13 protein-coding genes and 2 rRNA genes (1 of these 15 running past the window's edge) are annotated in these 12,262 nt (G+C 60.6%); 8 read left to right on the top strand and 7 right to left on the bottom strand.

The annotated features are described in order from the left end of the window. Window positions 1-12: 12 nt before the first annotated feature. Window positions 13-1,185 (bottom strand): MFS transporter, encoded by a 1,173-nt coding sequence (locus J3P79_RS08910; RefSeq protein WP_434609780.1) that lies wholly within the window; start codon window positions 1,183-1,185, stop codon window positions 13-15. 158 nt (window positions 1,186-1,343) lie between these two features. Between J3P79_RS08910 and J3P79_RS08905 the strand changes: the two genes are divergently transcribed. The 4 genes from J3P79_RS08905 (at window position 1,344) to J3P79_RS08890 (ending at window position 5,452) form a co-directional block, all read left to right on the top strand. Beyond that, window positions 1,344-2,144 carry an SDR family oxidoreductase gene (locus J3P79_RS08905; RefSeq protein ID WP_434609777.1) on the top strand — a complete coding sequence of 267 codons (801 nt, stop codon included), beginning with the start codon at window positions 1,344-1,346 and terminating at the stop codon, window positions 2,142-2,144. Next, window positions 2,137-3,960, top strand: a complete 1,824-nt coding sequence (locus J3P79_RS08900) for a glycoside hydrolase family 15 protein (protein WP_434609774.1) — start codon at window positions 2,137-2,139, stop codon at window positions 3,958-3,960. The genes J3P79_RS08905 and J3P79_RS08900 overlap by 8 nt, the downstream gene beginning before the upstream one ends. Before the next feature lie 183 nt (window positions 3,961-4,143). Continuing rightward, on the top strand, window positions 4,144-4,521 hold the full coding sequence (locus J3P79_RS08895) for a hypothetical protein (protein ID WP_434609773.1): 378 nt from the start codon (window positions 4,144-4,146) through the stop codon (window positions 4,519-4,521). 28 nt (window positions 4,522-4,549) lie between these two features. Then, window positions 4,550-5,452: an alpha/beta fold hydrolase gene (locus J3P79_RS08890; RefSeq protein WP_434609771.1), complete on the top strand. Its 903-nt coding sequence runs from the start codon at window positions 4,550-4,552 to the stop codon at window positions 5,450-5,452. Here J3P79_RS08890 and J3P79_RS08885 read toward each other — a convergent pair. Beyond that, the gene (locus tag J3P79_RS08885; protein ID WP_434609769.1) at window positions 5,421-6,407 is read right to left on the bottom strand and encodes a GlxA family transcriptional regulator; all 987 of its coding nucleotides are present in this window, start codon (window positions 6,405-6,407) and stop codon (window positions 5,421-5,423) included. The genes J3P79_RS08890 and J3P79_RS08885 overlap by 32 nt on opposite strands. Window positions 6,408-6,507: 100 nt before the next feature. On the opposite strand from J3P79_RS08885, the gene inhA reads away from it, so the two are divergent. Further along, the gene (gene inhA, locus J3P79_RS08880) at window positions 6,508-7,194 is read left to right on the top strand and encodes an isonitrile hydratase (RefSeq protein ID WP_434609767.1); all 687 of its coding nucleotides are present in this window, start codon (window positions 6,508-6,510) and stop codon (window positions 7,192-7,194) included. Window positions 7,195-7,242: 48 nt separating this feature from the next. On the opposite strand, the gene J3P79_RS08875 is transcribed toward inhA, so the two are convergent. Together J3P79_RS08875 and J3P79_RS08870 are read right to left on the bottom strand one after the other, a co-directional pair. Further along, window positions 7,243-7,500 (bottom strand): Atu4866 domain-containing protein, encoded by a 258-nt coding sequence (locus tag J3P79_RS08875; RefSeq protein ID WP_434609765.1) that lies wholly within the window; start codon window positions 7,498-7,500, stop codon window positions 7,243-7,245. Between the two features lie 28 nt (window positions 7,501-7,528). Continuing rightward, entirely contained in the window at window positions 7,529-8,266 is a 738-nt protein-coding gene (locus J3P79_RS08870) for an SDR family oxidoreductase (RefSeq protein WP_434609764.1), read from the bottom strand. A gap of 198 nt (window positions 8,267-8,464) precedes the next feature. On the opposite strand from J3P79_RS08870, the gene J3P79_RS08865 reads away from it, so the two are divergent. Beyond that, window positions 8,465-9,412, top strand: coding sequence for an AraC family transcriptional regulator N-terminal domain-containing protein (locus tag J3P79_RS08865; protein ID WP_434609762.1), 948 nt, complete (start codon window positions 8,465-8,467; stop codon window positions 9,410-9,412). Window positions 9,413-9,591: 179 nt separating this feature from the next. After that, window positions 9,592-9,843 (top strand): hypothetical protein, encoded by a 252-nt coding sequence (locus J3P79_RS08860; RefSeq protein WP_434609760.1) that lies wholly within the window; start codon window positions 9,592-9,594, stop codon window positions 9,841-9,843. A 492-nt stretch (window positions 9,844-10,335) separates the two neighbouring features. On the opposite strand, the gene J3P79_RS08855 is transcribed toward J3P79_RS08860, so the two are convergent. Next, window positions 10,336-10,794: an SRPBCC family protein gene (locus J3P79_RS08855; RefSeq protein ID WP_434609758.1), complete on the bottom strand. Its 459-nt coding sequence runs from the start codon at window positions 10,792-10,794 to the stop codon at window positions 10,336-10,338. A gap of 117 nt (window positions 10,795-10,911) precedes the next feature. Here J3P79_RS08855 and J3P79_RS08850 point away from each other — a divergent pair, with 117 nt between their 5' ends. Then, window positions 10,912-11,313 carry a lysozyme inhibitor LprI family protein gene (locus tag J3P79_RS08850; RefSeq protein ID WP_434609756.1) on the top strand — a complete coding sequence of 134 codons (402 nt, stop codon included), beginning with the start codon at window positions 10,912-10,914 and terminating at the stop codon, window positions 11,311-11,313. Between the two features lie 99 nt (window positions 11,314-11,412). Here the strand turns inward: J3P79_RS08850 and rrf are convergent. Together rrf and J3P79_RS08840 are read right to left on the bottom strand one after the other, a co-directional pair. Next, window positions 11,413-11,528: ribosomal RNA gene (gene rrf / locus J3P79_RS08845) — 5S ribosomal RNA — on the bottom strand. 156 nt (window positions 11,529-11,684) lie between these two features. Continuing rightward, a 23S ribosomal RNA gene (locus J3P79_RS08840) occupies window positions 11,685-12,262 on the bottom strand (it continues 2,314 nt past the right edge of the window).

The following is a 12,262-nucleotide window of genomic DNA, read 5'->3' as shown; positions in this document are numbered from 1 at the left end:
AGGACTGTGCGTTCACCGTTGCTGCCGATAACTCTGCACCGCCGCGGCCAGCACCACCGCCCCGGCCGCAATCGCCAGCCAGAACCCACTGCGCGCGCCGAACGTATCCACCAGCCACCCCGAACCGGCCGCGCCGATCGCCACGCCGATGCTAAGACCGGTGACCAGCCACGTCAGGCCTTCGGTCAACCGGGCCGGGGGCACGATGCGCTCCACCAAGGCCATGGCGACAATCAGCGTCGGCGCGAAGAACAATCCGGCGACGAACACGGCCAGGGACAAGCCGAGGATATTGCTCGCCAACAGCAACGGCAGCGTGGTGACTGCCGTCGCTACGCCGCCGTACAGGAACATCCGCGGCAACGGCAGTTTCGAGCGCAGCGCGCCGAACGCCAGCCCGGCCAGGCACGAGCCGATGGCATAGACCGACAGCACGATGCTCGCCGCCGCCGGTTGCCCCTGATGCTGGGCGAACGCGATGCTGACCACGTCCACCACGCCGACGATGACGCCCATGGCGATCATCAGCAACAGCAACAAAAGCACATCGCTTGAACGGATGATCGAACCCTGATGATGCGCCTGGTGCGGATGCACAGGTGGTTCGGTGCCACGCTGCAGGACAAATGCCGTCACGCCGATTGCCAAGAGCAACACCGAGGCCAGGGGCCCCGCCTCCGGAAACGCCGCCACGCACAACCCCACCGACAGCGGTGGACCGACGATGAAGCAGACCTCGTCCAGCACCGATTCCAGCGCATAGGCGGTGCGCAGTTGTGGCTGGCCGCGATACACCTCGGTCCAGCGTGCCCGCACCATCGCCGACATGCTGGGCATGCAGCCGGCCAGGGCAGCGAACAGGAACAGCGTCCAATGGGGCGCTTGCAACCGCGTGCATAACAACAGCATCAACAACGCCCCGCCACCCAGCAATGCCGCCACCGGCAAGACCCGCCCCTGGCCAAAACGGTCGACCAGTCGCGACACCTGGGGCGCACAGAACGCAGTCGCCAGGGCAAACGTCGCAGCCACCGCGCCAGCCAACCCGTAGCCGCCCTTGAGCTGCGACAGCATGGTGATCACGCCAATGCCGGTCATGGAAATCGGCATGCGCGCGATCATTCCCGCCAACACGAAGCCGCGGCTGCCAGGGGCGGTGAACAATTCACGATAGGGATTTGCCATGGAATGCGGCCTCAACAAGGGCCTGCAACTTGCCATAAACGAACGTGCCGGGGAAAGCGCAAAACTGTGGGTGAAATGTGAAGACTGCCTGCTGCAAATGAACTCTCGGCACGTGGCGCCAGTCAGCAAGTAAGGCCCTCAGTTCAAGGTGCTATCCCATGCAGATTTCCCTCGCCCGACAAGTAGCCTTGGTGACCGGCGCCAGTTCCGGCATCGGTGCAGGCTCGGCCAAGGCACTGGCGGCGGCCGGAGCCGCCGTGGTCCTCAACTACCATTCCAGCGCCGGCCCGGCCGAAGACCTGGCCCGCGAAATCAACGACAGCGGTGGCCGCGCCATCGCCATCGGCGCCGATGTGTCGAAGGAGCCGCACGTCGAACGCTTGTTCGCCCAGACCCTCGACGCATTCGGCACGCTCGACATTCTGGTCGCCAACTCCGGCCTGCAAAAAGACGCCGCCGCCGTCGACATGAGCCTGGACGACTGGAACACCGTCATCGGCGTCAATCTCACGGGCCAGTTCCTCTGCGCCCGCGCCGCCCTGCGAATCTTCAACCGCCAGGGCATTCGCCAAGGCGTGTCCCGGGCCGCCGGCAAGATTATCCACATGAGCTCGGTGCATCAGCGCATTCCCTGGGCGGGCCACGTCAACTACGCAGCATCCAAGGGCGGTATCGACCAGCTCATGCAGACCTTGGCCCAGGAAACCAGCCACCAGCGCATCCGCATCAATAGCATTGCTCCCGGTGCCATCCGCACGGCGATCAATCGGGAGGCCATGGAGGGCGATCAGGAGCAGAAGCTGTTGGAGCTGATCCCCTATGGTCGTGTGGGCGATGTGGAAGATGTCGCCAATGCGGTGGTCTGGCTGGCGTCGGACTTGTCCGATTATGTCGTGGGCACCACGCTGTTCATCGATGGCGGAATGAGCCTCTATCCGGGGTTCCGCGGCAATGGCTGATCATGACGAACCGCAAAGCCCCATCGAGAACCACGGGATTATTGGCGACATGCGCACCGCCGCGCTGGTCAACGATCGTGGCAGCGTGGATTTTTTCTGCTGGCCGGAATTCGACAGCCCATCGATCTTCTGTTCGCTGTTGGACACTCCTGAAGCCGGTATCTTCCAACTGGCGCCGGACTTGCCGGACGCCCGTCGCCAGCAAATCTACCTGCCCGACACGAATGTCCTGCAGACCCGCTGGCTGAGCGACGGCGTGGTGGTGGAGATTACCGATCTGCTGCCCATCGGAGACAGCGAGGATGACCTGCCTGTGCTGATGCGCCGGGTGCGCATGACCGTCGGCAGCGCGACGTTTCGCATGCGTTGCGCGGTGCGCCATGACTATTCCCGTGCCGCGACCACGGCGCGCCAGGACGGCGATCACGTTGTCTTCGAAGCCGCGCAACAACCGAGCCTGCGCCTGTGCGCCGACCAGCCCCTGACGCTCGACGGCCAGGCGGCAGTGGCCGAGTTCACCCTGGCGCAAGGCCAGACCGCCGAGTTCCTGCTGGGCAGCATTGACGACCCACGTTTGGTGGACGACGCCAGCGCCTTGTGCCTGGAGCGAACCCTGGCGTTCTGGCGCGGCTGGATCAGCCAATCCAACTACCGCGGTCGCTGGCGAGAGATGGTCAACCGCTCGGCGCTGGCGCTGAAACTGCTGACGTCACGTAAACAGGGCGCCATCCTGGCCGCCGCCACCTTCGGCCTGCCGGAATCACGTGGCGGCGAACGCAACTGGGATTACCGCTACACCTGGATCCGCGATGCCTCGTTCACCGTCTACGCGTTCATGCGCCTGGGCTTTGTCGACGAAGCCAACGCCTACATGCGCTGGCTGCGTGGCCGGGTCAGCGACTGCTGCGATCAGCCAACCAAGCTCAACATCCTCTACGGCCTGGACGGTCGGCTTGAGCTGCCGGAAACCGAGCTGACGCATCTGAAGGGCTTCGGCAACGCGCGGCCGGTGCGTATCGGCAACCTGGCCTACCAGCAGGTGCAACTGGACATCTTCGGCGAGCTGATGGATGCAGTGTACCTGGTCAACAAATACGGTGAGGCCATCTCCCATCAGGGCTGGAAACACACGGTCGATGTGGTGGACCAGGTGTGCACGATCTGGCAGGACAAGGATGTCGGCATCTGGGAAATGCGCGGCGACAAGCAACATTTCCTGCATTCGCGGCTGATGTGCTGGGTGGCCGTGGACCGCGCCATCCGCCTGGCGAGCAAACGCTCCCTGCCCGCCCCGTTCGCCCGTTGGGATGAAACCCGCCAGGCCATCTACGAAGACATCTGGACGAACTTCTGGAACGACGAACACCAACATTTCGTCCAGCGCCTGGGTAGCACCGCCCTCGACGGATCGATGCTGCTGATGCCGCTGGTGCGCTTCGTCAGCGCCCGCGACCCGCGCTGGTTGTCGACGCTGGACGCCATCGAAAAAGACCTGGTGCGCGACGGCATGGTCTATCGCTACCGCACCGACGACAGCCCCATCGATGGCCTCAGCGGCACAGAAGGTTCGTTCGTCGCCTGCTCGTTCTGGTACGTCGAATGCCTGGCCCGCGCCGGTCGCGTGGAAAAAGCCCAACTGGAATTCGAACAACTGATGCGCTACGCCAATCCGCTGGGGCTGTATGCCGAGGAATTCGACAGCCACGGTTATCACCTCGGCAACCTGCCCCAGGCGTTGAGCCATTTGGCGCTGATCAGCGCGGCGAGCTTCCTGGACCGCAAGTTGAGTGGGGAGAAAAATCATTGGCAGCCGTGAGCTGCGGTTATGACTGGAGACAGTCCGTGGCGAGGGAACTTGCTCCCTCGCCACGTTGGATTCCAACAAAGCTAAACGCATTTCGCCGGCTCCAGGTTGCCAGCCCCCCAACCCTCTCCTAAGATCGATGCACGCAAGGGTGCAGCGGAGCTGCGCGATAAAAACCCGATTCAAGGACTCGACATGACTCATATCAAACGCTCCATCACCACCGCCCCCCGATCAGGGCTGACTCGCGAGGAACTTTGGGACGATCAGGACAAAGGCTTGATCAAATGTTGGGAAATCGGCCGCGACCGGGCAGCGAGGTTTCCCGAACTGGCGCAACGCTGTCTGGCCGGTGAGCTGCCGGTGCTGGGCTGGAAAGGCGGGGTCAGCCGCAGCCTGAAGAAGACCGCCAAGTTCGGTTGTCTCAAGTACCTGGCCCAATGGCAGGGCCTGCGGGGCGAAGACCTGGACATCGACCTGACCCAGGAGCGCACATTGACCTGCTCCAGCACGAACATGATCGTGACGTTCACACCGGACCGGGCCAAATACCTGAACCAGGAACCCGCCTGACCCCAACCGATCCAAGCCGGAGACCGACATGACATCTACGCCAAAGGTCGATTTCGCGGTGACGCCGCTGCTGCGCATCGCCTACGAAGAACACGGTCCCGCCAGCGGCGAGCCGGTCATCCTGTTGCACGGTTTCCCCTACGATCCGCGAGGCTTTGATGAGGTCGCCCCGCCTCTGGCCCAACGCGGCTATCGCGTCATCGTGCCGTACCTGCGCGGCTATGGCCCGACCCGGTTCAACAATCCAGCCATCGCCCGCTCAGGCCAACAGGCGGCATTGGCCCAGGATCTGCTGGACCTGATGCATGTACTCGACATTCCCCAAGCAGCGCTGTGCGGCTATGACTGGGGCGGCCGCGCCGCGTGCATCGTCGCCGCCTTGTGGCCCGAGCGGGTTCGTTGCCTGGTCACTGGCGATGGCTACAACCTGCAGAATATTCCCCGTTCAATTCAGCCGCTGGATCCGCAAACCGAGCATCGTCTCTGGTATCAGTATTACTTCCACACCGCACGCGGCGTTGAAGGTTTGAAACGGAACCGCCGGGAACTGTGCCAATTGCTCTGGCGCCTGTGGTCACCGACCTGGAAACGCGGCGCCGATCTGTATCCGCAGAGCGCCCCGTCATTCGACAATCCGGACTTTGTAGAAGTGGTGATCCACTCCTATCGCCACCGGTTCATGTACGCGCCAGGGGATCCGACGCTGGAGTGGATGGAGGAGAAACTGGCGGAACAACCTGTCATCGGCGTGCCGAGCATTTCCCTGTGCGGTGCCGATGACGGTGTGGGACCACCGCCGGAGGACGACGACGATGCAGTGCATTTCAGCGGATTCTACGAACGCCGCGTACTGCCCGGCGTCGGCCACAACATTCCCCAGGAAGCGCCGGAGGCCACGATCAAGGCGTTACTGGATCTGCTTGGGCGCTGAACCGCTCCCGATAGGCCTGGGGCGTCACGCCTACGGCCCGCAAGAAACTGCGGCGCAGTGTTTCTTCGCTGCCGAAGCCACATTGCAGGGCAACGCGCTTGACCGGCACGGTGCTGTCCGCGAGCAGGCGGCGGGCGGTCTCGACGCGGATCAGTTCGACAGCGCGGGCAGGGGTCTGGCCGGTCTCGGCGCGGTAATGGCGAACAAAACTGCGGTCACTCATGCCCGCCTCGGCCGCCAGGCTCGACAAGCCCAGGTCTCGCGTAAGGTGTTCGGCGATCCAGGCGTGCAACCGATCGAAGCGACCGCCCTGCTTTTGTAGCGCCAAGGTGGCGCTGAACTGCGATTGCCCGCCGGGGCGCTTGAGAAAGACCACCAAGTGCCGGGCGACCTCCAGGGCCATCGCACGGCCAAGGTCTTCTTCGACCAAGGCCAACGCGAGGTCAATTCCGGCCGTGACCCCGGCCGAGGTCCAGACCGGGCCGTCCTTGATGAAAATCGGATTGGGTTCGACGTGCAATTGCGGGTGTTGCCGGGCCAGTTGTTCGCAGCGGGTCCAGTGAGTCGCCACCCGCCGACCGTCCAGCCAGCCACTGGCCGCCAGCAAGAACGCGCCGGTACACACCGACGCGACCCTTCTCGAACGCATTCCTTGGTGCTTGACCCAGGCCACCAGGGCCGGATCCTCGGCGACTTCGTAGACGCCCCAACCGCCAGCGATCAACAGCGTGTCGCTGCTCTCATTGGGGAGCGGCTCAGCCATCAGCGCCAACCCCGCCGACGACATCACCGCCCCGCCACCGGCAGCGACGACAGTCGGCGCATAAGGCGCCGGCAAGCCTTGCCCACGGGCCAGGTCGTTGGCGGACGCGAAGACTTGCAGAGGGCCGGTGACATCCAGCACCTGCACATTGGCGAAGGCCAACACATGAACGGGTTTCGGGGTATTTGGCATATTGGCGTGATTCGTGGGCTTATTGGCGAATACGCCAGATGCTACGAGCCTACAGTAAAACCGTCCACCCCTCGGGCAATTATCCAAAGGAGCAAGCGAGATGACGTTGCAGATCGGTTTTCTGTTATTCCCCCAGGTTCAGCAACTGGATCTCACCGGCCCTTATGACGTGCTGGCCTCGCTGCCGGATGTGAAAGTTCACCTGGTCTGGAAAGACCTGGCGCCCGTGACCGCCAGCACCGGGCTGGTCTTGCTGCCGACCACCACGTTCGAGGACTGCCCGAAGCTCGACGTAATCTGCGTACCCGGCGGCAGCGGCGTGGGCCCGCTGATGGAAGACGAGCAGACCTTGGCCTTTATCAAGCGCCAGGCAGCCCACGCCAAGTACATCACCTCGGTGTGCACCGGTTCACTGGTACTGGGTGCTGCAGGGTTGTTGCAAGGCAAGCGCGCCACCACCCATTGGGCTTATCACAGCCTGTTGCAGCCGATGGGCGCGACACCCATCAAGGACCGCGTGGTACGCGACGGTAATCTATTGACTGGCGGAGGCATCACGGCGGGTATCGACTTTGCCTTGACCCTGGCAGCAGAGTTGTTCGACCGAGACACCGCCGAGCTGGTCCAATTGCAGCTTGAATACGCTCCCGCTCCGCCATTTGCCTCCGGGAGCCCGGACACTGCGCCTACGCAGGTACTGGAAGAGGCCAACCGGCGTTGCGCGGAGTCGTTCCGGGTGCGTTCGCAGATCACTCAGCGAGCTGCGGCACGGTTGGAAAAGGTGTAGCCGTGAGTTTCAGCCAGGCACCAAGGCCAGGTGCCTGGCTTGGCTGAGCTATTTCTCCTGGCGATACAAGACCATTCCGGCGTGGTACAGCACCCCTCCGCGAAAATCCCCGTCGGCGGTAAAACCGGTATCGTCGTGATATTCGATATGGTCGTCCTGAAGCCAGTAGTCGCCCTGATAAGCGCTCTCTCGAGTGCCCCGTGCTTCGTCGTACCGACCGCCCGGCAGCAGCCGATGGCGGATCACGCCATCGGCGGTTACCCAGAGGCCGACGAATTTTTCCTGGTTGCCGAATGCCTTTCTCATGGGAGCTCTCCTGTTGGACCGGTTCGTCTCAATACAGGCTGGCCGTTGGCCGCACGACCAGTTCGCTGACGTCGACGTCGGCCGGTTGTTCGACGGCGTAGGCAATGGCTCGGGCGATGGCCTCGGCGGGGATGGCGATCCTGCGGAACTCACGCATCTCGGCGCGCCCGCCTTCATCGGAAATGCTCTCGGCCAGTTCCGACTCGGTGACGCCGGGGGAGATCACGGTCACGCGAACATCTCCACCTACTTCCTGGCGCAATCCTTCGGAAATCGCCCGCACGGCATATTTCGTGGCGCAGTACACGGCGGCCGTCGGGCTGACCGCGTAGGCACCGATGGAAGCAATGTTGATGAACTGGCCGCTGCGTTGGCGCTGCATCAGCGGCAGCCCTGCGGCAATACCATGGAGGACGCCGCGGATGTTGACGTCGATCATCCGATCCCATTCCTCGACTTTCAGGGCCTCGAGCTTGGAGAGGGGCATGACGCCGGCGTTATTGATGATCACATCGAGCCGGCCGTATTTTTCGACGGCGAAATCGACCAGATTCTGGACGTCATCGCGACGGGTCACGTCCACGGCTTTGCAGGCGGCACGGTGGCCCGCGGCCTCAAGTTCCTGCACAAGCGTTTGCAAACGGTCCACGCGCCGGGCGCCGAGTACAACGCAAGCCCCCCGGGCCGCCAGCAAGCGTGCTGCCGCCTCACCAATCCCGCTGCTAGCGCCAGTGATGACCACGACTTTATTTTGAATATCGGACATGATGAATCCCTCGTCTGGATGTGTTGGCTCCTGGGTGGAGCGTTTTGACAGGTCCAGATTAGGGATTCGCTCTGCGCTCGGTTAGCCGGATCCTCCTGCGCATTTGCACGATCCTGTAACGATAACGCCTCTGGCCGTCGCGGCTGCAATCAGCTTTACTAGCGCGATCCATTGAATTGGCCAGGGAGATTGATCGGCATGTCGGTATCCACGTCCATCACCATCACGCCCGATAACCGCGTAGACCTGCGTCGCGCCGAACTGGCGAGCCTGATGAAGCGCTTCGCCCCGGAATATGGCGTCCACGCCACGGCCATCGAGGCCTTGCACCTGATTCGCAGCGACCAGCCCACCGAAGCCTTGCACGTCGTGCATAAACCGGGGCTCTGCGTCATTGTCCAAGGGCGCAAAGAAGTCACGCTCGCGGACGAACGCTACGTCTATGACCCGCTCAATTACCTGGTGGTCTCGGTGACGCTGCCGCTGGCCGGCCAAGTGATCGAGGCCAGTCCCGAGCAACCGTATCTATGCATTCGCCTCGACATTGATCCGGCCCAAATCTGTCGGTTGATCGCCGATGCCAGCCCCATTGGCGTACCGAGCGAAAGGGCTGATCGCGGATTGTTCCTCGACAGCATCGATGAACCCTTGCTCGACGCAATGCTGCGTTTGATGCGGTTGCTCGACAGCCCAGACGACATCACGACCCTCGCGCCCTTGGCCCAACAGGAGATTTTCTATCGGCTGTTGCGAGGTTCCCAAGGTCGGCGCCTGCATGAAATTGCCATTCCTGACACGCAGACACATCGCATCAGCCGCGCCATCGAGTGGCTCAACAGCCATTACGCCGAACCGTTGAGCATCGATAGCCTGGCGCAAATGATCAATCTCAGCCCTTCGGCCCTGCATCATCGCTTCAAAGCCGTGACCGCCATGAGCCCGCTCCAGTACCAGAAACAGCTGCGCCTGCAGGAGGCCCGACGACTGCTCTTGGCCGAGAACTGCGACGTTTCGTCAATCGGCTACAAGATGGGCTATGAAAGCCCTTCCCAGTTCAGCCGTGAGTACAGCCGCCTATTTGGCGCCTCGCCCAGCAAGGACATCGCTCGTCTGCGCGCCATGGCATTGCAGGCCAATAGCGCCTGATCCTGCATGCAAACAGGATCAGGCAAACGCATGGCAGTTTCCGACTAACGACGTCCATCTCCCCATCCCTATTCTGAACCCATGCAGCACGACAACCGTCCGGGCTGCAACGGGTTCAGCAGATCACGACATCTGAACGACCCGGCACCCACCCCTTTGATAAGACCGGAGTCATAGCCATGAAAATGTTAAATTCCTCGATTGCCGTTATTACCTTTGCTCTGAGCACCATGGCATTCGCCCTGCCAAGCCAGCAACAAGACCGCTTCTTTACCCAAGCGCTTGATCAGCAAGAATCCGTAGCGGCGGACGGTGCGGAGCGTACCCCAGGTGGCCAGACACTGGCTGCTGATGGTTCGGAACGTACCTTAGGTGGCCGGGCGTTGGCTGCTGATGGTTCGGATCGAGTGTCGGCCCGCCGCCTGGCATGAAGACCTACTTTATTGCAGACAAAAAAAACCCGCCTAGGCGGGTTTTTTTAGGACCTATTAGACTCCTGTCCGGCACTCCATACCTGGTCCCATCATCCGTGACCCCGAGCACTCCCTGTACTCAACGGTTGCACAAAGGTTAATGCCGTCGCGATCGTGGGCAAAGACGATAAAACAGCAATGGCGTGTAAGCTTTTCGCTAACGTGCGTTTTCGACAACTTTTGGACGAAAAAAAACCCGCCTAAGCGGGTTTTTTCCAAGACCATTACGACTCCCTGTCGATAGCCATCCTGGCAAGGTCGATCATCCCTGATCCTGAGCACTCCCTGTGCTTCAGTGGATGAGTCCAGATTACGCGTCGGATCCAAAGTGAAACAGAGGACATAATTACCAAGCCGTGTAAGACATTCGCTATCGCAGCCCCTCCGAAAACCCCTAGCCAACCAGGCATCGGACCACTCCACGACTTAAGTGCGGGCCCAGGATCCACATCAAGCCTTGCTCAGGAACTCTTCGATATTGGCCATTTGATCATCCCAACCACGACTATCCATGCGGAACGCCTTGAGTCGACGAGCCTCAGGAATACCGTTGAATCCCGATTCCACCACCTTTAGCAACGTGCCGCCATTCATGTCTTCAAGTTGGAATAGCACCCGGGTCTCGGTCTCCAAGGAGTAATCGATCTTCGGCTCGACAGCGTAGGGGTGCCATAGAAACGAAAATACCCGCTCGGGCTCGACACGTTCCACCATCACATCCCAAACCAGATGCTCGTAGCCAGGATAGGTAATCTGCCCTTGGGTGCGCTCACCTGCGACAAAACGTTTCCCTTTGAGATTCACACCAAACCATTGGCCGAAGACCTCAGCATTGGCCAGAGTGCGCCAAACCTGCGAACGGGGCGCCTTCAGTAAGATCTTTCTTTCAATACGATCAGGTAAATGCATGGGTCACCTCCTGTGTTCAACAGTAGGCTTGTAAGACCACGAGGCCAACCGGAAAGTTGTGTCGGCACGTTGTTTGGGTACACTCCTCCGCAGTTTCACCCCTCAAGGAGATTGATAATGTCCACTCGCTTGCTGCTGCCCCTGGTGCCGCTGTTTTTGATCGGCATGGCAAACGCTGATGATTGCGCCAATGCGATGACCCAAGCTGCGATGAACCAATGTGCAGCCCAGGAGAGCAAGGCCGCCGACAAAGAACTGAACACTTTGTACAAAAGAATCACAGCGCGGCTCAAGGACAATCCCGAGGCCAAGCAGCTCTTGGTCAAGGCACAACGCGCCTGGATTGGTTTTCGTGACGCCGAATGCAGCTTTTCTACGTCGGGAGTTGAAGGCGGCAGCGTCTATCCGATGATCCACAATGGCTGCATCACCACGTTGACGAAAGCGCGAGTTCAAACGTTCAAGATCTATCTGGAATGCAAGGAAGGGGACCTGAGCTGCCCCGCGCCGGAGGCTTGATTGCCGGTGATGAACAAGGGTGACCCTGAGGTCACCCTTTTTTCCGCAGCCAAAACAAAACCCCTACCTGCATCAGCAGATAGGGGTTTCGGAATTTAATCTTGACGATGACCTACTCTCACATGGGGAAACCCCACACTACCATCGGCGATGCATCGTTTCACTGCTGAGTTCGGGATGGGATCAGGTGGTTCCAATGCTCTATGGTCGTCAAGAAATTCGGGTACTGAGTCGTGGCCTGATGGCCTCGCTTCAGCAAATTGGGTATGTGACAGCTTTCGGTGTTTTGTGAGCCTCGAACTTTCGGTTCGTTTCGTCTTCACACACCGCAATCTGGCCTCTTTCGAGTCTACAGATTGCTTGGGTGTTATATGGTCAAGCCTCACGGGCAATTAGTACAGGTTAGCTCAACGCCTCACAGCGCTTACACACCCTGCCTATCAACGTCGTAGTCTTCGACGGCCCTTCAGGGGACTCAAGGTCCCAGTGAGATCTCATCTTGAGGCAAGTTTCCCGCTTAGATGCTTTCAGCGGTTATCTTTTCCGAACATAGCTACCCGGCAATGCCACTGGCGTGACAACCGGAACACCAGAGGTTCGTCCACTCCGGTCCTCTCGTACTAGGAGCAGCCCCTCTCAAATCTCAAACGTCCACGGCAGATAGGGACCGAACTGTCTCACGACGTTCTAAACCCAGCTCGCGTACCACTTTAAATGGCGAACAGCCATACCCTTGGGACCGGCTTCAGCCCCAGGATGTGATGAGCCGACATCGAGGTGCCAAACACCGCCGTCGATATGAACTCTTGGGCGGTATCAGCCTGTTATCCCCGGAGTACCTTTTATCCGTTGAGCGATGGCCCTTCCATACAGAACCACCGGATCACTAAGACCTACTTTCGTACCTGCTCGACGTGTCTGTCTCGCAGTCAAGCGCGCTTTTGCCTTT

Origin of the sequence: Pseudomonas sp. R1-7 (assembly GCF_051132105.1) — a bacterium.
GTDB lineage: Bacteria > Pseudomonadota > Gammaproteobacteria > Pseudomonadales > Pseudomonadaceae > Aquipseudomonas.
The sequence above is the reverse complement of the archived record's forward strand: the minus strand, read 5'-3'. Positions and strand labels throughout refer to the sequence as shown.